At 62.2% G+C, this 20,649-nt stretch carries 13 protein-coding genes and 1 pseudogene; 5 read left to right on the top strand and 9 right to left on the bottom strand.

The window, feature by feature from the left end; translation table 11 throughout:
* Positions 1-22: 22 nt before the first annotated feature.
* Entirely contained in the window at positions 23-298 is a 276-nt protein-coding gene (locus FJ954_RS15855) for a hypothetical protein (RefSeq protein ID WP_015318293.1), read from the bottom strand.
* A gap of 281 nt (positions 299-579) precedes the next feature.
* On the opposite strand from FJ954_RS15855, the pseudogene FJ954_RS32015 reads away from it, so the two are divergent.
* Together FJ954_RS32015 and FJ954_RS15845 are read left to right on the top strand one after the other, a co-directional pair.
* Positions 580-730 (top strand): annotated as a pseudogene (locus FJ954_RS32015) (IS110 family transposase); the annotation flags it as partial.
* Positions 731-876: 146 nt separating this feature from the next.
* Positions 877-1,437 carry an EF-hand domain-containing protein gene (locus FJ954_RS15845; RefSeq protein ID WP_140661919.1) on the top strand — a complete coding sequence of 187 codons (561 nt, stop codon included), beginning with the start codon at positions 877-879 and terminating at the stop codon, positions 1,435-1,437.
* 326 nt (positions 1,438-1,763) lie between these two features.
* Here the strand turns inward: FJ954_RS15845 and FJ954_RS15840 are convergent, their stop codons facing one another.
* The 3 genes from FJ954_RS15840 to FJ954_RS32365 form a co-directional block, all read right to left on the bottom strand.
* The gene (locus FJ954_RS15840) at positions 1,764-2,030 is read right to left on the bottom strand and encodes a hypothetical protein (RefSeq protein WP_041163471.1); all 267 of its coding nucleotides are present in this window, start codon (positions 2,028-2,030) and stop codon (positions 1,764-1,766) included.
* Positions 2,031-2,549: 519 nt separating this feature from the next.
* On the bottom strand, positions 2,550-3,026 hold the full coding sequence (locus FJ954_RS15835; protein ID WP_140661918.1) for a hypothetical protein: 477 nt from the start codon (positions 3,024-3,026) through the stop codon (positions 2,550-2,552).
* 8 nt (positions 3,027-3,034) lie between these two features.
* Positions 3,035-3,256, bottom strand: a complete 222-nt coding sequence (locus tag FJ954_RS32365) for a YidB family protein (protein ID WP_348641136.1) — start codon at positions 3,254-3,256, stop codon at positions 3,035-3,037.
* A gap of 611 nt (positions 3,257-3,867) precedes the next feature.
* On the opposite strand from FJ954_RS32365, the gene FJ954_RS15825 reads away from it, so the two are divergent.
* Entirely contained in the window at positions 3,868-4,500 is a 633-nt protein-coding gene (locus FJ954_RS15825; RefSeq protein WP_140661917.1) for a hypothetical protein, read from the top strand.
* 133 nt (positions 4,501-4,633) lie between these two features.
* Positions 4,634-6,316 carry a hypothetical protein gene (locus tag FJ954_RS15820; RefSeq protein ID WP_140661916.1) on the top strand — a complete coding sequence of 561 codons (1,683 nt, stop codon included), beginning with the start codon at positions 4,634-4,636 and terminating at the stop codon, positions 6,314-6,316.
* Positions 6,317-6,346: 30 nt separating this feature from the next.
* Here the strand turns inward: FJ954_RS15820 and FJ954_RS15815 are convergent, their stop codons facing one another.
* Positions 6,347-6,748, bottom strand: coding sequence for a hypothetical protein (locus FJ954_RS15815; RefSeq protein ID WP_140661915.1), 402 nt, complete (start codon positions 6,746-6,748; stop codon positions 6,347-6,349).
* Between the two features lie 71 nt (positions 6,749-6,819).
* Positions 6,820-7,506, bottom strand: a complete 687-nt coding sequence (locus FJ954_RS15810; RefSeq protein WP_140661914.1) for a D-lyxose/D-mannose family sugar isomerase — start codon at positions 7,504-7,506, stop codon at positions 6,820-6,822.
* A gap of 198 nt (positions 7,507-7,704) precedes the next feature.
* On the opposite strand from FJ954_RS15810, the gene FJ954_RS15805 reads away from it, so the two are divergent.
* Positions 7,705-8,763 (top strand): D-TA family PLP-dependent enzyme, encoded by a 1,059-nt coding sequence (locus FJ954_RS15805; protein WP_140661913.1) that lies wholly within the window; start codon positions 7,705-7,707, stop codon positions 8,761-8,763.
* Between the two features lie 4 nt (positions 8,764-8,767).
* On the opposite strand, the gene FJ954_RS15800 is transcribed toward FJ954_RS15805, so the two are convergent.
* From FJ954_RS15800 to FJ954_RS15790, 3 genes are all read right to left on the bottom strand, one after another.
* Positions 8,768-9,529: a heme ABC transporter permease gene (locus tag FJ954_RS15800; RefSeq protein ID WP_140661912.1), complete on the bottom strand. Its 762-nt coding sequence runs from the start codon at positions 9,527-9,529 to the stop codon at positions 8,768-8,770.
* Between the two features lie 104 nt (positions 9,530-9,633).
* Complete coding sequence (locus FJ954_RS15795; protein ID WP_015318303.1) at positions 9,634-11,406, bottom strand: glucan ABC transporter ATP-binding protein/ permease; 1,773 nt, start codon at positions 11,404-11,406, stop codon at positions 9,634-9,636.
* Positions 11,407-11,776: 370 nt separating this feature from the next.
* Entirely contained in the window at positions 11,777-20,365 is an 8,589-nt protein-coding gene (locus FJ954_RS15790) for a glucoamylase family protein (RefSeq protein ID WP_140661911.1), read from the bottom strand.
* Positions 20,366-20,649: the final 284 nt, after the last annotated feature.

Below are 20,649 nucleotides of genomic sequence, written 5' to 3'. Positions count from 1 at the left end.
ATGGATGTCTCACGCGGGGGCATCAGCCCTTTCCCTTCATTTCGTGGTAATCTCGATAGAGCTTCGCGACATAGTTTTCGCGGTAGCGCAACAGGTAGAGCGCGAAGAGGCAGAACGCAACCACGCTCGCATAAGACAAGATGCCCGTCGAATAGCACCAAAACGTTTCACATTCTCTCCAGCCGCCGAATCTTCCCTTCCACTGGCCGGCCGAGACAAGCAAAATAAGCCGCCAGCTTGCGAAGGCGAGGCACGCCAGCACCACGGCATAAGAAATGATCTTCGTTTTCTTGTTCATTCCCTACGCTGCAACAAGATTATGAATTCTCGGTTTCGTGCAGCGCCTCGGTCCGGTCGAGTATGACGGGAACGGCGAGGCAAGTGAAAAGCCCGCCGTGGCGAGCGGCGGGCTTCTGGTCGGCGTCGAGGATCCGGCCGGTTAGGGTTCCAGCGTCACCACATCGTCGGCCGGATTACCGAAGATCCAGGTTCCCCAGCCAAACTGGATGTCCTACGGATGATTTCGCCCCGGTCGGCTCGCATGAGGCCGCCGCAGCTGCCGATTCTGCAAGTCCACGAGGTGAGATTGTCGTTCGCAGGAAGCTGACGCGTGGGCGCGTGCTGCCATTCTTCGAGGGCCTGCCACGCTGCCTGGTCGGGATCGAAGCCTGCAGCTCATTGCATTGTTGGGCGAGAATTGACTGCACGTGGCCATGACGTGCGGCTGCTGTCGGCACAGTATGTTGAAGCCCATACTCCATGGTCGTGTAACTTCATCGTGACCCGATCTCCAGGGAGGAACAATCAGAATGAACTCCAAGTTGGGGGCCAGCCAATCAGCTTGAGGCAGACCACGACCAACCAATGGAGCATGTCATGAGATTTCCACGCTGCACGACCACCGCGGCCGCCACTTTGATGTTCGCGGCCTTCCCTGCGCTCGCCCAGACGAACGGAACACCTGCACCAACCCCGGCGACCCAACAGCCCGGAGCTGGGCAACTGCCGGATGTGAGCGGACAGACGGGTGGGCCGACGCATGAAATGATTCGCCAGATGATTGAGCAAGCCGTCCAGGAGAGAATGCAACAGGATCGGAGCTTTAACGAAGGTAACAATCGGCAAGAGGAGGGTGACAACCGTCAAGAGGAAGCTTCCCGTCATCGAGACGGTTGGCAGCGGCACCGCACTGGCGGGCCGGCCGGTGAGCATGGAATGGTCGGAAATCATGGTCCTCGCATGATGCGCGGCACCGGGATGCGACTTGTACTGGCGCTTCTGGACACGGATGGTGACGGATCGCTGTCCGAGAACGAGGTCCAGGAGGCTGTCGGCAGAATCTTCTCTGCAATCGACCAGAACGGTGACGGGAAGATCGACATGGATGAAATCCAGTCCTTCTCGCATGGCTCTGGCGGTCGTGAAGAAATGCCGTGATTGGCTAGTGTCTTAGCTTGAAATCCGGCTAGTCAAAAAGCGGCTCGGAGTTTGGCGAACACCACAGGCGCCATGAGGGGCTTTGGGGAGAGGCAACACGGCCGTGGGCGCGTTCTCCCCCGGAGCCCGCTGCCGGTTCCCAATCGCCCATCCAGCGACCTAAGGTCAAGTTGAGCGGGCATCCGGCCAGATGTCCTCACATAGATCCTTTCAACGCAGTCATCCGTAAAGCAGCCGGATCGGGCGAGGCCCGGGCCAGCCGTCAGGATCGCAGACACAGTCGGGCCAGCCCGTCACCGACAAGCCTTCCATCAAGAACTGCAGTGTTACTTTACCAGCAGCGCGCCGTGTTTCGCCCAAAGTTGCTCACATTGCTTCGCCCTCAAGCATGGCGCTCCCGCAACTTTATGAAAGATTATCGCAGAACGAACGTCGTAGCCCAATACCGACGCGTTTGCCAAAAAGTGAACTGCCTCTCCAAGACGGCGAAGTTCAAGGGCGGCTTCTTTCTTGTTCGCTGCGTCGAATACACCGAGGACCTGCACTTCATCATCACGTGAGCCCAACACGGCGGCCATGGCCTCGTCACTCATCACCCCCACGACTGTTCACGCGGTTGCTGCTGAAGAAACCCACCGCTACCCAGTACGCTGATGCTCGATGCATGCCGGCAACGGTTTCTTCTTTCATCGTCGCTGGCTCTTGCCGAGAGCCAAATAGCGGCGGCCTTTGTCAGACCAATGAGGCACTCACCTGCAAACTCGGCCGGTTCGTCGCTCGTGGTGTCGAATACCGCCCATGTGTCGCACGGTTCCAGAACGGGTAAGAATTTCATATTAGTCTCCGCTAATTTTTCTCCCAACATTAGCGGAACCACTTTGTTCCTGGAGCTTCGATGCCGTGCTCACGCGTACCCGTCTCGACGGATCCCGGCAGCGAAGGGCCTCGCCTGCGAGCGGTCGCGTCCAGGGCCGTGACTCTCAAGCGTGGACAACCAGGAGGCGTAGAACCGTTGACGTCGCTTTGATCGGACTGGCCTCTGGAGATCGATGCGATGCCCTACCAGCAGGACATGCAAGCAGCGCCATCCAGCCGGGTCGTATACAGCTTGGTTAACAACCATCGGCCCTTAGCGATCTTACCATGCGAACGACAATGGGATCGTAGGGGAGCTTTTCGTCACGACTATAGGTGGCCGTAAACAATGCCGCGCGGCCGTCGCATACTTTGACGGCCCGGACATACAGTATCTGACCGTCCTTCAGCCCAGAATAGCTGGCCCATTGCGGCGTCACCCGCTTATAGGTCAACCTCCAGCCGTCGTGCTCATTCACTGCCATGCGATGCTCTATCTCGGTGCGAAAACTCGCCTTGCCGAGTTGCGCCCCCCATACTGCGAGAAACGCTTTGTTTTTGCCCTCGAAGGCTGCCCCTTGGTCGGAGCGCTGGGTAAGTACAAACCCCGGGGGGACATCGAACACGAAGCCGAGATGTTTGATCCCGAAGCCCTGCCATCCCTGAGCACCGAGCAGCGACGTGGGCACCATGGTGACAAGTAAACTCAGCAGAATATGGGGACCATATCTCATAGCTGTTCCTATTGCTTCGGCGTCCCGCTCCCTGTCCGTGGCACGTCGTCTAGTAGGGTCGGCTCGACCGAGTCGTTCGTTCGGTGATCTGCTGGCAGCTTGCCGTTTGGGGTCATCTGGTTAACGGCGTCCGGCAGATCCCTGGTGATCCTCGCAATGAGCTCTTCGCGCGAGAGGCCAGTCTGCGTTGAAAGTGCTTCCAGCGTCTGAGCGTCAATAGCCTTTTCCACCTCATGAGGCTCGATCGGCTCGTTCGGCCGGTACCAACCCAGGAGTCCACCTTCGGGCCAGCACCTACATTTTTAAAACGGTCGAGAATATCGCCAAGCGCGGTGCCGGCAACGCCCCTGGACATCTGGTCCAGTATCCCCCCTTGCGGATTGTTTGGATCGCGCTCTCCCGCTCCACGGATCATCTCTGCGATCTTGTCGCGGTTTTGATAAGCCAAGACCCCCAGCATAGCGATCGCAAATCTTCCAAGATCGGCCACTCGTTCCTCCTGTGGTCTCGAGCTTGGAGAAGCTCTCGGCCTGCCAAAAGTTCCGCATTGGCCACCAAACCTTAGGTGGATACCTCCGGACGTGCACATGAGGTGGGCAAACGCGCCAGGAAGTCGATGCCTCACAAACCCGAAGCTAGTATCCTACTTTGTCCGTAAGCACCCGCAATTCAGGCTGAGGCGCGACCCAGAAAGTTCGAAAAGCTTCCAGGAACCCCAGCCAAGCATTTTTCAATGAAAATGGTCACTTAGCGAAAATCGGAACCGGAACACTTTTCTGGTGCATAAATCCGGCACATCGCTGTCGCCACGCTTCGCGAACAAATCCTGCAAGGCCGCCTGATGGTCACTGACACCGAGTTCATCGTCGAAAGCATCAGCCAAGGCTGCGTGATGCTTGCCGATGGCGAGTTCTTTATCGACAGGCTGGTGAAGTATGTCGGCAATGGGAGGATCCGCTGGCATGTCGAATTCCGTGGACATCGCATCGAGCTGACGACCGGTCAGTTCAAGAAGCAGCCTACCTTCCGACGGAAGATGCTCGAAGAGGCCGGCGTGCTGCCGCCCCTGCGTCCCGGGGCCAACTACAGGCGATGGGTTCTCGATCTGAGGAGGAACGCCATCGAGCTTCCCTGGCGGGAGAGACCGGTCGATGCCGGTTTCTCGGTAGACAGGCTTGTCGGTCATGGGGGCGACCGCTGGACGGTTGAATACCAAGGCAAGGCTATCAAGTTCACGACGACCAAACTGCGCAGGCAAACCAGCTTCCGCAAGAGGATGCTGCTCAAGGCCAAGGTGCTGCCGCCCCGGATGGACCCGGTTGCCTATCGGAAGTGGGTGGACTGGCTGATTCAAAACGCCACCGAGGTCGCCCCGCGGGCCGGCGATGCCGTGATAACCGAGAAAAGTTGGCTTGACGACCTGCCGGAGTTAGGCGGCTGGCAAGACGAAGCGGCGCCCGAAGCAACCGACTAGGACGGCGCGCTGCCGCTCTTCACACTCACCCCAAACCATGGTGTTTGCCACGGCTACGAATTTCGGAACACATTGATCGCGAAGAATCTGGCCAGGGCTTGGCTCGTGGCGAACCAGACTTGAATGAGACCCCATGGATCGCTTCAATCTCGGCGCCTACCGCCGCCCGATCTCCACCCGCTCCACCGAGACCCAGCGCTGGTTCGATATCGGTCTTAACTGGTGCTACGGCTTCAACCATGAGGAAGGCATCAAGTGCTTTGAGAAGGCACTGGAGACCGATCCGGACTGCCCGATGGTTCATTGGGGAATCGCCTATGCAGCCGGACCCTTCTACAATCTGACCTGGAAGGAGCATGGCGAGGCCGAGGCAAACAGCGCGACGAAGCGTTGCTTCGAGCATGTCCAGCTCGCGTGCGCCAGTGCGGCTGCAGCGAGCGAGGTCGAAAGACAATTGATCGAGGCATTGGCCTGCCGCTTCCGGAAACCGCACCGGGTGACGCCACAGGAATTCGAGCAATGGAACGACGCCTATGCCGCCGCGATGCGGCGGGTCTATCAGAATTTTCCCGACGATCATGATGTGATGGCGCTTCTCGTCGAGGCGCTGATGATGCGCACGGTGCGGCGCCTGTGGAATCTCAAGACCGGTGAACCGGCGCCGAATTCCGACGTCGTCGAAGCGCTGGAGGTTTGCGAGCGGTCAATCCTGCTCGCAGACGAGGCCGGCACCGCCCAGCATCCGGCGATCGTCCACCTGCACATCCATCTGCTGGAAATGTCGACCCAGCCGGAGCGCGGCATGCGCTCGGCCGATCTGCTCGGCGAGATGTGCCCCGATGCCGGGCACATGAACCACATGCCGGGGCATATCTATGTGCTGTGCGGCGAGTATGAGAAGGCGAAGCTCGCCAGCGAAAAGGCGGTTCGGGCCAACGACCTTTATATCGCCTACGCCAATGAGCCGACCTATTATCTGCTCGGCTGCTGCCACGATCTGCACCTGATGATGTTCACCTGCATGTTGTCGGGCCAGTACCAGCCGGCGCTGTGGGCCGCCGACAAGGTGCGCAGCCTGGTGACGCGTGACGTGGTCGCCATCCAGGATCGGCCCAAACTCACCCAGACCGTGGAAGGCTATCATGCGATGAAATCGCACGTGCTGGTGCGCTTCGGTCGCTGGCGGGAAATCATCGACGAGCCGGCAACCGAAGAGCCCGGCCTCTATGTGCTGACGGCGGCCATGCAGCATTACGCCAAGGGCGTGGCGCATGCGACGCTGAGGCAATTCACCGACGCCGAGCGCGAGCGTGAACGCTTCCACCAGCATCTCGAAGGCATTCCAGCCGAGCGGCGTTTTCTCAGCAACCCGGCCCGCGCCTCGCTCGCCGTCGGTGCCGCCTTGCTCGACGGCGAGCTTGCCTATCATCAGGGCCTGCACGAGCAGGCCTATGACCATCTCAGGCACGCGGTCGAGCTGGACGACAATCTGTCCTACACCGAGCCGTGGGCGTGGATGCACCCGCCGCGCCATGCGCTGGCGGCGCTGCTTCTCGACCAGGGCCACGCGCAAGAGGCCGAGCAGGTCTATCGCGACGATCTCGGCCTGAGCGGCAATGTGCAGCGCTGCGCCCGGCACCCGGACAATGTCTGGGCGCTGCACGGGCTGGTGGAATGTTTGGGGCGCTGCGAGAGCCAAGAGCTGCCTGTACTGCAGGCAAAACTCGCCACGGCGCTGGCCAAGGCCGATGTGCCGATCAGCTCATCGTGCCTGTGCCGGACGGGCGTGCAATCGGCACTCAGCTGTTGTCCTTGATGCCCATCGCACCCTTCCCGGGCAGTTCAATCATGGAATGCTGAAGGGCACCGATTCAGCAACCGTTCCATCGATGGCCAAATCAACCCGATAGGTGCCCTCCGGCCATCCCGCCGTGGGTTTGCTGAGTTGTGAATCAGCCTGATTGTTGGCTCCTACGTCGAGGTCGACCTTGTCGATCGTATAGTTTTCCGGCGCGGCACCGTGGGAATCAACCGAGACCCAGGAGAATGTGATTTTCGAGGTTGGCGCGATATCCACCAGATCAGCCGAGACGTAGATCACCGGTGTCTCGACAGGGAAGTTGCTCTGAGGCGTTCCCTCGTCCTTCGTCGCGGAAAGGACGATATTGGTGAAGTCCGCCGCCTGGGCCGGCATACTGAAACCGAGCGCCGCCAAGGCGGCAATGGCTGGAACCAGAGCTGATTTCAAGACTTATTTCTCCTCGGGCTTGGTTGCTGGCCCCGCAAATCGGGGCAAAGTGGGGTTGAGGACGGGTGCCCTCAGCCCAGCCATTTGTCATAGTCCGCCACCAATAAATGGAGCGGCGGTGTGTCTTCCTCGATATCGGCGAAACGGCCGATCGGCTCGCGGAAGACGTTGTCCGTACGATCGTCATTGACGGTCGACACCTCGCCGATCAGCACATCCTTGTCCTCGGCCCAGAAGGCGTGCCAGACGCCGGGCAAGAGCGTGACGCTTTGGCCCGGATCGAGCTTCAGCAGTCCGCCCGCCGGCAGCCTGTGGATGGTTCCGTCGACCGGCACCGATACCTCGGCCTTGGGGTCGATGCCGCCGTCGCGGTCATGCATGAACAATTCCAGCACCAGCTTGCCGCCGCCGCGGTTGATGATGTCCTCGGCCTTGATGTTGTGCCGGTGCATCGGCGACATCTGCTCCTTGCGCGAAATCATGATCTTCTCGGCATAGAGCATGCCCATGCCCTTCTTCATGTCCTCGTAGCGGCCGTTGCGAACGGTGAACAGGAACAGGCCGAGATCGTCGAACTTGCCCTGGCCGTAGTCGGTGATGTCCCAGCCGAGCCGCGAGGTGAAGATGGCCGAGGAATCGACCTGGCGCGCCTTCATCTCTTCCGGCGACCAGTAGGCGAAGGGCGGCATGATATAGCCGAACGAGCGGATGAAAGCGTCGGCTTCGCGGATGATGTCGTTGATGGCGGAGCGTTTCATGATGATGACCCTCGTGTCGATTTTTCCGACAATCGCATAGCCGAACGCCGGTGCGGTGTCGATCCACCTTGCCTGTTCGAGCCCTGTCTGTTCGAGCCTTGCGCGGGCCAGTCATGGCCAACAGATCGCGGCCCGCTGGCCGCGTGACATCGCGTGCTTTGAGGCTCATAACCCTTGCGAATTGCACAGGGATAGCCGATGCCGACCATCCATGACCTCGATACGCCTTCGATCCTGATCGACGTCGCACGCGCCGAAGCCAACATTGCTCGTGCACAGGCTCATGCCGACAAGAACGGACTGAAGCTCAGGCCGCACATCAAGACGCACAAGCTGCCTTATTGGGCGAAGAAGCAAATGGCGGCAGGTGCCGTCGGCATCACGTGCCAGAAGATCGGCGAGGCCGAGGTAATGGCCGACGCCGGGCTGACCGATATCTTTCTTCCCTACAACATCCTGGGGCGCGCCAAGCTCGAGCGGCTGAAGGCGCTGCATGGCCGCGTGACCCTGTCGGTCACGGCCGACAGCATGGACACGCTGGAAGGGCTCGCGGCAGCTTTCACCGATGCCGGCCATCCTCTGTCCGTGCTGGTCGAATGCGACACCGGCATGGGTCGCTGCGGCGTGCAGACAGCCAATGAAGCGGTAGCGCTGGCAAGGGTGATCGACAAGGCAGGTGGCCTCACCTTCGGCGGACTGATGACCTATCCGGCCGCCGGCCGCGCGGCTGAAGCGGAAGCCTGGCTCGCCACCGCCAAGCAGGCGCTGGCTGCTTCGGGGCTTGCCTGCGAGCGCATCTCGAGCGGCGGCACGCCTGATATATGGCGCTCCGCCGATGCATCCGTCGTCACGGAGTATCGCCCGGGAACCTACATCTATCTCGATCGCTACCAGGTCGCCAAAGGCGTCGGCACGTTGGACGATTGCGCGCTGACGGTGCTTGCGACCGTGGTCAGCCATCCGACAGCGACGCGCGCCATTCTCGATAGCGGCAGCAAGGCCCTGTCCAGCGATACGCTAGGGCTAAAGGATTTTGGAGAGTTGATGGGCGTCCCCGGAGCGCGGGTGACGGGGCTGAGCGAGGAGCACGGCACGGTCACGCTTTCTGGCGACGGCAGGCTGCGCATTGGCGAACGCGTGCGCGTGGTGCCAGACCACTGCTGCGTCGTCACCAACCTGTTCAACGAGATCAATCTGATAGACGGCGAGAAGGTTCTCGAAACGCTGCCAGTGGCGGCTCGCGGGCTGATGACATGAGGTTTTAGGCCGGACGCTCCGCCTGCCGCGCTGCCACCCGCCGCATGGCTATCACCCGGCGGCGGCGGATTTCGGTGCGCATTGCCATCAGGTGCAGCGCGAAGAACAGCACGGTAAAGCCGAAAGCCATCACCAGCAGAGGCCAGAGCAGGCTCGGGTCGATGGTAGGGCCGCCGAGCCGGAACACCGAGGCAGGCTGGTGCAGCGTGTTCCACCAGTCGACCGAGAATTTGATGATCGGGATATTGATGAAGCCAACCAGCGTGATGATAGCGGCGGCCCAGGCGGCGCGGCTGGCATCATCCAGCGCACGGGTCAGCGCAATGATGCCGAGATACATCAGGAACAGCACGAAGACAGAAGTCAGGCGGGCGTCCCACACCCACCAGGTGCCCCACATCGGCTTGCCCCAGATCGAACCGGTGATCAGCGCCAGCGCGGTGAAGACGGCGCCTATGGGGGCGGCCGATTTCAGGGCGACATCGGCCAGAGGGTGGCGCCAGACCAGCGTGCCGAGGGCAGACACCGCCATCAGCGTGTAGCACATCATGGCGAGCCAGGCGAAAGGCACGTGGATGTACATGATGCGAACGGTGATACCCTGCTGGAAATCCTCGGGCGCGGTGAAGCTCATATAGAGGCCAATCGCGAGGGTGAGCGCGGCGAGCGCCGCCAGCCACGGCACAAGCTTGTCTGCAAGCCCGACGAACCGCGTTGGATTGGCGAGATCGGTCAAGCCGCTCAGGCGTGAGGTGATGTCACTCATGCGACTTTACATAGACCGCCGATGCGTTTGGGGCAATCGAGCGGCGGTGTCGCAGCTCTGGTCTTGCCTCCTCCCGTTCGGGAGAAGGCGGAACCGTTAATGGCTCAGGCGGCCTCGCCCTGCACCGACCGGCTGAGGCGGCGGACTTCCTCGTCGTTGAGCAGGCCGCCGGCGCGCAGCAGGCTGGCGAAGCGGCCGTTGCGCAGCGACAGTTCGGCAAAGCCACCCATCTCGACCACCCTGCCCTTGTCCATGAACACGACCAGATCGGCGTCGCGGACGGTGGTCAGGCGGTGGGCGATGATGAAAGTGGTGCGGTCGCGGCGCAATTCGTCGATCGCTTCCTTGACGCGGTCCTCGGTCTCGACGTCGAGTGCGCTGGTCGCCTCGTCGAGCACCAGGATCGGGGCATCCTTCAGCACGGCACGGGCAATGGCGATGCGCTGGCGCTCGCCGCCCGAGAGCTGGCCGCCACGTTCGCCGACCACCGTGTCGTAGCCATTGCTCTTGGCTAGGATGAAATCCTGCGCCGCGGCCGCGGTGGCGGCGGCATGGATCTCGTCGTTGGTCGCATCGGCGCGGCCGACGCGGATGTTGTCCTCGATCGAGCGGTTCAAAAGCCCGGCGTCCTGGAACACGGTGGCGATCGAATGGCGCAGCGACTTGCGGGTCACCGTGCGGGTATCGATGCCGTCGATCAGGATGCGGCCGCTGGACGGCGAGAAGACGCGCTGCAGCAAGTTGATCAGCGTGGTCTTGCCCGCACCCGTTGGTCCGACGATCGCGACGGTCTGGCCGGCCTGCACCTCGAAGGACACGTCGCTGACGCCCTGCCCCGAATTGGCGAACTCGAAGCTGACATCCTCGAAACGGACATGGCCGGTGACGTTGGCAAGGTCGCGCAGACCATCCGGCTCGGCGGTATCGGCGGCCGAGTCCTCGAGCTTGTAGAAATCCTCGAGCTTGGCGCGAGCTTCCGAAATCTGGTTCGCGAAAGCCGACATCTGGTCGAGCCGTGAGATCAGCAGCGTGGCGAAGCCGGTGAAGGCGATGACGTCACCGATGCGCAGCTGGCCATGAGTGACCAGGTAAGCGCCGATCAGAAGCACCACCATCATCGAGATCGTCGACGACAGCCGATTGAGCGCATTGGCGATAGCCCACCAGTCGAGCACCGGGTTCTGCGCGTCGAGCAGGTTCTTGACGTAGCCACGCAGCGCCTCGGCCTCGTAGCCGAGACGGTTGTAGCTCTGCAGCACGGCGACGTTGCTCACCGAGTCCGTCACATGCGCGAATACCTTGTGATAGTGACGCTCGACCGCGGCCTGGCCTTCCTTGGTGCGCTTCATCACCAGGCGGCCGATGCCGACATAGAGCACGCCGAGCACGAGCAGAACCATCGACATGCGCACATCCATGCTGAGCGCCGTCGGAACCAGCAGAACGAGCGCGACAGCGGTCGACAAGTGCTGGCGCATGAATTCAAGCCAGAGGCTGAACAGAGTCTCGACGGCGCGCAGCAGCGTGTGGAGGGCATTCGAGGTGCCACGCTGATGATGCCAGGCGAGCGGCATGGTGATGACGCGCTCGAACGACTGACAGAGCACTTCGCTGCGCCGGGCGTGCGCGAACCGGTCGGCGCCGCGCGCTACCAGGACGAAAGCCATGACATTGAAGGCGCCGAGGCCGGCCCACACGGCGAGCGTGGAGAAAACCGAACCGTGCGCGGAAATCGCGTCGATGACCCGGCCGAACATGATCGGCTCAAGGATCGCGATGGCTGCAAGAGCGACGTTGGCCGAACAGATCAGCGCGACGCGCTTCTTGTCGGCAGCCAGATACCCCAGCGCTCTCCAATAGATCTGCAGAAGTGACACTTCAGCTACTCCGCCAACGTTCTATTGTGCCCAATACCAATATTGTGCACCGCACCATTTCCTGACACGTAACGGTTGATGCGTCGCAAAACAATGCCCGTCTATCTCTTCCGTTCCCATTTAGCGAACAAAAGATGACGACGATACGAAATCTGGCGTGATCACCTAACAGTTTGAGATAAAAGGTGAAATGTCAGCCTTGCGGCAAAATCATGGCAGTGGTCGAGCTGTGCCACATTTTTAATCACGGCAGGCCGGCATGACTTCGTCCGGGCGGCTGGCCAACGTCGTCGGCACCCCGCGCGCAAGTAACAATGCACGGCATCGCGCGTCCCGAAGGACGCGCGATCTAATCACTAAATGGTTGATTTCATGCCGGTATCTTGACCACGACCTCGGTCTGGTCACCAGCTTTGGGTGCGAAGGACGTCGATTTTGTCTTCGAACCATTGACTTCGAGCGAGATCGTCTTGGCCTTTTTGTCGCGAATGACCTGGACCTTTATCTCGGCGCCCAGCATCTTGAGTGAAGCCTGGTAGCCATCCCAGTGGCTGGGCAGCTTCGGCCGGAATGTGATCTGCTTGCCGCGCCGTTCGATGCCCAGGATGCCTTCGACCGCCGCCCGATAAAGCCAGCCCGCCGAGCCGGTGTACCAGGTCCAGCCGCCGCGACCTCCCTTGTCATCGCCGGCGTAGATATCGGCCGCCACCACGTAGGGCTCGACGCGGTAGTGCTCGGCCGAGGCCTCGTCGAACGCGTGGTTGACCGGATTCAGCATCGAGAAGCAGCGATAAGCTTCATCGGTCTGCCCCATCTCGGCCAGCGCAATGACGAACCACGTCGCCGCGTGGGTATACTGGCCGCCATTCTCGCGCACGCCAGGTGGATAGCTCTTGATGTAGCCGGGGTCCTTCTGTGTCTTCGAGAAGGGTGGCGTGAACAGTTTGACGATCTTGAGACGGTCGTCGACGAGCAGCTTCGTCGCCTGCTCCATGGCCGTGGTCGACCGCGCCGGGTCGCCCTCGCCCGACAGCACGCTCCAGGACTGGGCGATGGAGTCGATCTTGCACTCCTGCGATGTACGCGAGCCCAAAGGCGTGCCGTCATCGAAACTGCCGCGCCGGTACCATTCGCCGTCCCATGCCGTGCTTTCGAGTGCCCGCTTCAGCGCGTCGGCATGCTTTGCCCAGGCCTGTGCGCGCTTGGTGTCGCCCTCGGTCTTGGCGACCGCGGCGAAGTCGCCCAGCGTCTTCAACAGGAACCAACCCAGCCACACGCTCTCGCCCTTGCCGTGTTCGCCGACACGGTTCATGCCGTCGTTCCAGTCGCCGCCAAGGATCAGCGGCAGGCCGGCTGGACTGCTGCGCTTGATGGCAAGGTCGAGCGCACGCGCGCAGTGGTCGTAGAGCGACACTGTCTTCTTCGAGATTTCCGGGGTGAAGAAGGCGTCGTGCTCGCCTTCACCCAGCGCCTGTCCATCGAGGAAAGGCAGTTGCTCCTTCAGGATGGCGGCGTCGCCGGTCACCATGAGATAGCGGGACGTGGCGTGGGCGAGCCACACCACGTCGTCGGAGATCAGGGTACGCACGCCGGCGCCGGTGCGCGGCAGCCACCAATGCTGCACGTCGCCCTCCGGGAATTGCCGCCGCGCGGCGTTGAGGATCTGGTCGCGCGCCAGCTTCGGGTCATGCGCCAGCAAGGCGAGCGTGTCCTGCAACTGGTCGCGGAAGCCGAAGGCGCCGCTTGCCTGGTAGAAGGCCGAGCGGGCGCGGATGCGGCAGGCAAGGCTCTGATAGGGCAGCCAGTGATTGACCATGGCATCGAGTGCCTTGTCCGGCGTCTCCACCTGGATGGTGTCGAGGAAGGCGCGCCATTCGCGCTCATTGTCGGCCAGGCGCTGGTCGAAATCCTTGCCCCGGTGCGTCTGCACCAACGCGCTCGCCTGCGCCGCGGAATCGGCATCGCCGAGCAGCCAGATAAGCGTGACGTCGGCGCCGGCCGGAATCTCGACGTCGCGGGCGATCGCCGCGCAAGGATCATCTCCGGCCTCGACGCGACCCGACAGGGCCGAACCGCTCAGCACCGCCTGTGGCAGATCGCTGGACCCGTGCCGGCCAAGGAACTCGGCCCGGTCTGACGTCACCGAGTGGACGCCGGTGTCGGCGGCGAGGAAGGCCACCCGCTCGCTGAAATCGAGCCCGTAGGGATTTTGCGCCAGCAGCGCGCCGGTGGCCCCGTCGCGGGACGGCACTATGGTTGCCGCGGTGCGCGACCGATGCCCGCCAAGCACCCATTCGGCGTAAGCATAGACACGCAGCCGAGCCGGTACCGGGCCGGAATTCTGGATGCGCAGCCGCGTGATCTTCACCGGATCGATGGGATCGACGACATGGGTCAGGTCCATCGACAACGGTCCGCGCTTCGAGCGGAAGGTCGAGAAGCCCTGGCCATGCCAAGCCTCGTAGGTCATCGAGGGATCGCGCACCACCGCTGCGAGCGGAGAGAACGCCTTGCCGCTGGCCTGGTCGTAAATATAGATGCCCTCGCCCGGCCGATTGGACACCGGGTCGTTCGACCATGGCGTCAGCTGGTAATCGCGGCTGTTGCGGCTCCAGGTGAAGGCCGCTCCCTCGGCCGAGGTGTGGAAGCCGAACGACGCGTTGGAGACGACGTTAATCCAGGGTTGCGGCGTCGTGCGCCGGCCAGCCAGGCGCACCACATAGTGCCGCCCGTCGCCGTCGAAGCCGCCGAAACCATTCCACAGGCTGAGGCCGGAGCCATCGGCGCTGACGTCGGCCACAGCCTGCGAGGCAAATGCATGCATCTGCGGTGCGAGCGCCGCGATTTCGCGCGAACCCGGCAATCCTGCCGGCTGCAAGCCATCGCGCGCCTGCAGCGCGGCCGCCTCGGCCCGTTCGATCTGGTCGAAGATGGTGCCGTTACGTGTATGCAGCACAACCCGGGCGACGGCGAGCAGAGTCTTGTAGGTGGTTTCCTCCATCAGGTCGCGGCGCACCGCGAAAATGTGCTGGCGGGGTCCGAGTTCCTTGCCGCGCAAGCGGCTGTTTTCGCACAGCGTCTCGACCGCGCGCTGCAGATCCTGGACATAGGACGAAGCCTGCTCGTTGACGACGACGAAGTCGATCATCATGCCGCGGGTGCGCATGTATTCCTGGAAGCGCAACGCCTGAGCTACGATCTCGAGATCGGCAACGTCACCGATCCTGACCAGGAAGATCGGGTAATCGCCCGAAATACTGGTCGGCCATAGGCTCGACTGCTTGCCTAACCCGGAAGCGATGGACTCGGCCGGCAGCCGCAAAAACGGGTCGGGATAGATCAGATAGCGCGCCAGTTTCTGCACATTGGCCGCGTCGGTCAGACTGAGGCCCATATGGCGGGTCTGCACCTGGCTACGCGTCCAGGCAAGCATCGCCTGCCGGGCAAAGCTCTCCTGATGGTCTAGCCGGCTTATCGCCTCCTCCAGCTCGGCACGGTTTGCCCCGACGACGGTCCAGAAGGTCAGCGATACTTTCTTGTTGGCGGGCACGCGCACCTGACGACGCAGCGAGGCGATGGGATCGAGCGTGAAGCCGGAATGGCCGCCAAGCCTGGCGCCTGGATCGAAGGCGGCGGCATCGACGATGGTGCGGCCACGGCCGATGAAGGCGCGCCTGTCGGTCTCGGCCTCGGCATCACGCGCCGGTCCCGACGGATCGGTGACGAAATGCACCAGCGTCACATCCGGTTCGCTGGTTTCACGCTTGCGGCGCGTGGCGAAGATCGCGCCGTTGTTGGCGGCGATTTCCGTTTCCACGAACATTTTCGAGAAGGCCGGATGCGCGTTGTCGGAAGCTTCCGAACCCAGGACCAGTTCTGCAAAGGACGTCACCTCGATGTGACGGTCGGATGTGCTCTCATTGTAGAGCGTGATGCGACGGCCTTCGCCATTGCCCTCGGAGATGACGATGCACTCCACTTCGGAGCGCAGCGTGCCGACCAGCTTCACGAAGCTCGCCTTGTCATCGGAAAACAGGGCCTGCGTCTTTTCCTCGGCCGCGCGCCTGGGTTCCGAAGTCGCGGACCACCAGTCGCCAGTGGCGGCATCGCGCAGGAAGATGTAGGAGCCAAGCCGATCCTCGACCGGATCGGGCTGCCAGCGGGTGACGGAAAGATCGCCCCAGCGGCTGTAGCCGGAGCCGGTCGCGGTCACCATTACAGAATAGCGGCCATTCGACATCACATTGGTCGAACGCAGCGCTCGCGCGGGATCGAGCACGATGCGGGTGTCGGGGCTCTCGGTCTCGGTCTCGTCCTTGGAGCGCTCGTCGGCCTCGGTGCGGACGGTGGCGGTCGGAATGTCACGCGGCGCCCTCTCCTGCAGCAGCAATTCGGCCGATTCAATGACCGGATCGCTGTGGAAGCGATCGCGCAGGCGACCTTCGAAGATGGCGTCGGCGACGGCGGCGATCGACATGCCCGAATGGTGGGCATAGTAGTTCAGCACGACCGCGTGGTTGGTGCCTTCCGGTACGCGCTGCGGCGTGAAGTCGACCGCATCGTAATAGCCATGACGGCCAAGCGCGCCGATCTCGCGCAGCCGGGTCAGATTCTGCACCGCTTCGCGCGGGTTGAACTGCGCCGCCATGATGGTCGCGTAAGGCGCAATCACCGTGTTCTGGCCAAGGCCACGCTTCAGCCCAAGCCCCGGCACGCCGAAATTGGTGTACTGATAGGTCAGTTCCCGGTCGCGGGCGTTGTAGGCCGCTTCCGAAATGCCCCACGGCACGTTCTTCTGGCGGCCATACTGCATCTGGCGCTTGATGATCAGCTTGCTCGTCTGGTTGAGGATCGAGCCTTGCGGCTCCTTCATCACCAGCGGCGGCATCAGATATTCGAACATCGAGCCGGACCACGACATCAGCGCGCCCTGGAAGCCGATCTCGACGATCGGGCGGCCAAGCCTGAACCAATGTTCGGTCGGCAGATCGCCCTTGGCGATAGCGAACAGGCTGGTCAACCGCGCCTCGGAGGCGAGAAGGTCGTAGCAGCTTTCGTCGAGCTGATGTTCCTCGACCCGGTAGCCGATCGACAAAAGCTTGCGCTCCGGCCGCATCAGGAAGGCGAACTCCATCTCGAAGGCGAAACGACGGGTGCGCTCGCGCAAGGTGAGCAGCTTGGCACGCAGAGCCTCGACGGCGTTCTCGTCGCTGTGGGCGTCGTGGACGTGCGCCTCGCAGGTGGTTTCGAGCCTTGCCGTCCAGTCGACGATGACGTCGCTTTGCGGCGATGCGGCTTCGGTGTGAATGGCGGTGGCAAGCTTGCGGATTTCGCCGGCCAGCACCGCCAGGTTGATGGTGCGGATCGAGGCCATTTCCGGCTGTGCCTTGATCGTCTCAACCGCGCGACGCATGCCGTCGAGGCGATCGACAAGGCGTTGGCGCAACGGGCGCAACTGGCGGCGGTCGTCGGGCAGTTCATCGAGGCTTTCGCTCAGGATGGTCACCGTATCGAGGATGCCTTCGAAATCGCCCTGCAGGTGGACGGAAGGGGCTTCCGCCCATTCGGCGCAGGCAGCCGCCACCGCCACCAGGTGGCCGGCGAGATTGCCGCTGTCGACAGCCGAGATGTAGAGCGGATAGAGCGGCTTCAGCGTCGTGGTGTCGTACCAGTTGAAGAGATGGCCACGATGACGCGGCATACTCTCGATGGTGGTCATGGTGGCGTCGATGCGGGTGATGGCATCGGACAGGCTGATCCAGCCGAAATCGCGTGCCGAGACGACCGAGAGCAAGTAGACGCCGATATTGGTCGGCGAGGTGCGCGGCGCCACGACTGGCGCGGGGCTCTCCTGGAAATTGTCCGGCGGCAGATTGTGATGCTCTGCCGTCACGAAGCTCTCGAAATAATGCCAGGTACGGCGCGCCACGGTGCGCAGCGTGTGGATGTCGGCTTGCGATATGCGCAGCCGATCCTCGGTTTCAGCGGAGCGGCTGATCCAGCTGGCGATCGCCGGCGAGCCGATCCAGAACAAGGCAAAGAAAAAGGCGACGAAGGCACCGGTGGAATCGGCCAGCACCGGAATGGCGAGGCCGACAAAGCCGATGATCACGGCGCCGTACATCATTCCGTAGTAGGAGCCGACATCGTTGTCGCCGGCCTTGTGCGCCTGCGAGGCGGTGCGCCATTCCAGGAGGTTCTGCCGGCTGACGAACAGCCGGTAGAGCGTGCGAACGATGGCATCGCCCATCATCCAGGCGTTATGTGCCATCAGCACGATCTTCAGCGCCACCATGGCGGTGCCGAAGGCGACGTCGCGCGCCAGCGCCGAGAAATGGCCGCGCGGCGTCTGGTCGCCGCTCTTGGGCAGGATGGCGTTGACGACGTCGAAGGTCGGCGCCATGAACAGGCTCAGGATCAGCAAGGCCTGCCACTGCGCGGCCTGCGTGAAGGGCAGCAAGGTCCAGCCGGCGATCGCCGCCATCACCCAGAAGATCGGCGTCAGCGAGCGGCGCAGATTGTCGACCATCTTCCAGCGCGACAGGGCCGGAACGCCGGAGCGCGGGTTGAAGATGTACCCCAAAAGCTGCCAGTCGCCGCGCGCCCAGCGATGGTGGCGCGAGGCATCGACCGAGTAGCGGGTCGGGTAATCCTCGACCAGTTCGACGTCGGTGACCAGCGCGGCGCGCGCCAACGCGCCTTCGAGCAGATCGTGGCTGAGAATGGTGTTTTCCTCGATGCGGCCCTGCAAAGCGGCCTCGAAGGCATCGACATGATAGAGACCCTTGCCGGTGAAGGACCCGTCGCTGAAGACGTCCTGATAGAGATCCGAAACAGCGAAGACATAAGGATCAAGGCCGCGATTGGCCGAGAAGACGCGCTGGAAGAACGAGGCTTCGTCGCCGCTGGTGAGCGAAGCGGTGATGCGCGGCTGCAGGATGGTGTAGCCGGCGGTGACGACGCGCCTGGTGGCGTCGAAATGCGGGCGGTTGAGCGGATGGCATAGCTTGCCGACAAGGCTCGATACGGCATCACGGGTGGTGCGGGTATCGGCGTCGAGCGTCATCACATGGACGACTTTTTCCGGCAGCGGCACTTCGAGCGGCAGGAAGGTGGTATCGCTGTCGCCGCGCAGCAAGAGATCGAGTTCGTGCAGTTTGCCGCGCTTGCGCTCCCAACCCATCCAGGACCCTTGAGCGGCATTGTAGAGCCGGCGGCGGTGCAGGATGTAGAAGCGCGGCGCGCCTTCGGAGGGATAGCGCGCATTGAGGCGGGCGATTTCGGCACGGGCGAAGTCTAAGATCTCGGTATCGGCCGCATCGATCTCGATCTTGCTGTCGGGCCAATCCGAAAGCAGCGCGAAATGGATCTCGTCCGCCAGATTGGCAAGGTAATGCACTTCGATGTTGCGGATGTTTTCCTCGACATCGTCACGCGAGCCGATCAGGGACGGCACGACCACCAGGGTGCGCGCCTCTGGCGGCACGCCGTGCCGGTAGTCATAGCCGATCAGGCGTGTCGGCTTGAGGAAGAGCGAGACCACGGTGTTGAAGAAAGCGAGCGCGCCTTCGCTGGCCGGCACGGCAAACAGGGCCAGCATCAGCACGATGGACGGAACCGACAGACCGAGATTGGAAAGGGCGTTGCCCGACAGGACGAGCAGCAAGACGGTCAGGGCGAAGACGGGCAGGACGATGCCAAGCCATCCGGTCTTGGCAAAGGTCCGCTTGACGATCTGGCTGATCGTGGGCCGGTAACCGATCGTCTTTTCGAGTTCCAGCCGACGCGGGCCAACGAGATAGAAACCGACATCGGTGTGAACGGATGCAGCCTGGGCATCAACCCCCTCACCGCTCTCCGGGACGGTTTCGCTGACAGCATGGCCGGCCAGTTCGATGGCTTTTTCGGCGACACGGTACTCCGACAGGTTCGAGCGGCGTGCCAGTTCCTCGATCGCGGTGCGGTATTGATCGCGCGAGAAGAAGTCGAGCGCGGCGAAATCCGTGCGCTCGCGCAGCACGGTATCGATGCGGCTGACGCCTTCGAACCACACCGTCCAGTCGACGTCGTTGATGAGGCGCAGGCCGCGAACGATGTTGCCGGTGGTCACATTGCCGCTGGACAGCGTCTGGTGCTCGGAAATGATGATTTCCTCGGCATCCGAGCCGGTCTTTTCGAGTTCCCCTTCCAGCCACTCCAGCGCCTTGCCGGCATTCTGCGATCCGTCACGCAGGCGATAGAGCAGCTGAGTGGCGAAGGTGGTGTCCTGTGCATGCGCGCTGAAATTGGCAAGGATCGCCTGCCGGTCCGGATTGTCGTCGGTCGCCAGCACCTTGTCGGCCACGTCGTTGGCGATCTGGCGCATCTGGCGGGTGCGGTTGACCCTGACCGCCAGGCGGCGGAGGTTTTCGATGAGCACGAAGCGCAAAAGGGACGGCAGTGCCCAGAGTTCGCCGATTTTCAGCGGCTCGACCGACTGAAAACCCTGGACGATGGACTTGAACATGGTCGCCGAGACGGAACTGTCGGAATGCGCGACATAGGTCCAGGCCAGAGCCAATGCGCGCGGCACGGTGCCGCCGTCGGGCAGTTTCAGCGTTGGCAATTGCCGGTAGAAGCGGCGCGGCAGGTCGCGTTTGACCTGGAAAATGGTTTCCTCGATCAGATAGTTGTTGTCGAGCAGCCACTGCGCGGCCGGCGTGATGGTTTCGCCCCTCCCCTGCGCGGCATTGGTCGACCGGTAGACTTCGAGGATCTTCTTGGCGCTGTCACGGATGCGGGCCTGGAAGTCGAACGGGATCAAGCCGAACAGATCCGTCAGATCGCCCTTGGCCAGGCTCTCGCCGAGCAGCCGGAGCCGTTCCTCCGGCAGGAATACCGATCGTATCGGCTCTTCCGTGATGGCCGGGAAGCTCGCGCTTGTCTTCTCGATCTGGGCTGGATTCGTCTGAATATTCATTGAAAATTCCGTAAGCGGGCACTCAGCGGCGTCACCGCCACGGCAATGGCCCTAAAACCGGTTCAAATGCAATCGGCTGCATCAACCCCTATGCCGAAAGTTTGTTTCCGCACCACGACGGAGCGTCATCTTTCGACCAACTCAAAGACGAGCGCCCCTCGCTCCCGTCGGGACCGATCGACGGAGAGGATTCGGGCTTTTTCGTGATGCCATCGTCAGTGTACGCTATATTTCGCCGGCATCACGATCATGTTTGGAAACAGGCGGTAACCGTTGGCGGCAAA

The sequence above is a fragment of the Mesorhizobium sp. B2-3-15 genome, assembly GCF_006442875.1.
GTDB lineage: Bacteria > Pseudomonadota > Alphaproteobacteria > Rhizobiales > Rhizobiaceae > Mesorhizobium > Mesorhizobium australicum.
The sequence above is the reverse complement of the archived record's forward strand: the minus strand, read 5'-3'. Positions and strand labels throughout refer to the sequence as shown.

Bases quoted from the DNA above. Each gene is read 5' to 3' on its own strand.
- FJ954_RS15840 (WP_041163471.1), bottom strand. From the start codon at position 2,030: ATGAGTGACGAGGCCATGGCCGCCGTGTTGGGCTCACGTGATGATGAA.
- FJ954_RS15820 (WP_140661916.1), top strand. From the start codon at position 4,634: ATGGATCGCTTCAATCTCGGCGCCTACCGCCGCCCGATCTCCACCCGC.
- FJ954_RS15845 (WP_140661919.1), top strand. From the start codon at position 877: ATGAGATTTCCACGCTGCACGACCACCGCGGCCGCCACTTTGATGTTC.
- FJ954_RS15810 (WP_140661914.1), bottom strand. From the start codon at position 7,506: ATGAAACGCTCCGCCATCAACGACATCATCCGCGAAGCCGACGCTTTC.
- FJ954_RS15825 (WP_140661917.1), top strand. From the start codon at position 3,868: ATGGTCACTGACACCGAGTTCATCGTCGAAAGCATCAGCCAAGGCTGC.
- FJ954_RS15790 (WP_140661911.1), bottom strand. From the start codon at position 20,365: ATGAATATTCAGACGAATCCAGCCCAGATCGAGAAGACAAGCGCGAGC.
- FJ954_RS15855 (WP_015318293.1), bottom strand. From the start codon at position 298: ATGAACAAGAAAACGAAGATCATTTCTTATGCCGTGGTGCTGGCGTGC.
- FJ954_RS15805 (WP_140661913.1), top strand. From the start codon at position 7,705: ATGCCGACCATCCATGACCTCGATACGCCTTCGATCCTGATCGACGTC.
- FJ954_RS15800 (WP_140661912.1), bottom strand. From the start codon at position 9,529: ATGAGTGACATCACCTCACGCCTGAGCGGCTTGACCGATCTCGCCAAT.
- FJ954_RS15835 (WP_140661918.1), bottom strand. From the start codon at position 3,026: ATGAGATATGGTCCCCATATTCTGCTGAGTTTACTTGTCACCATGGTG.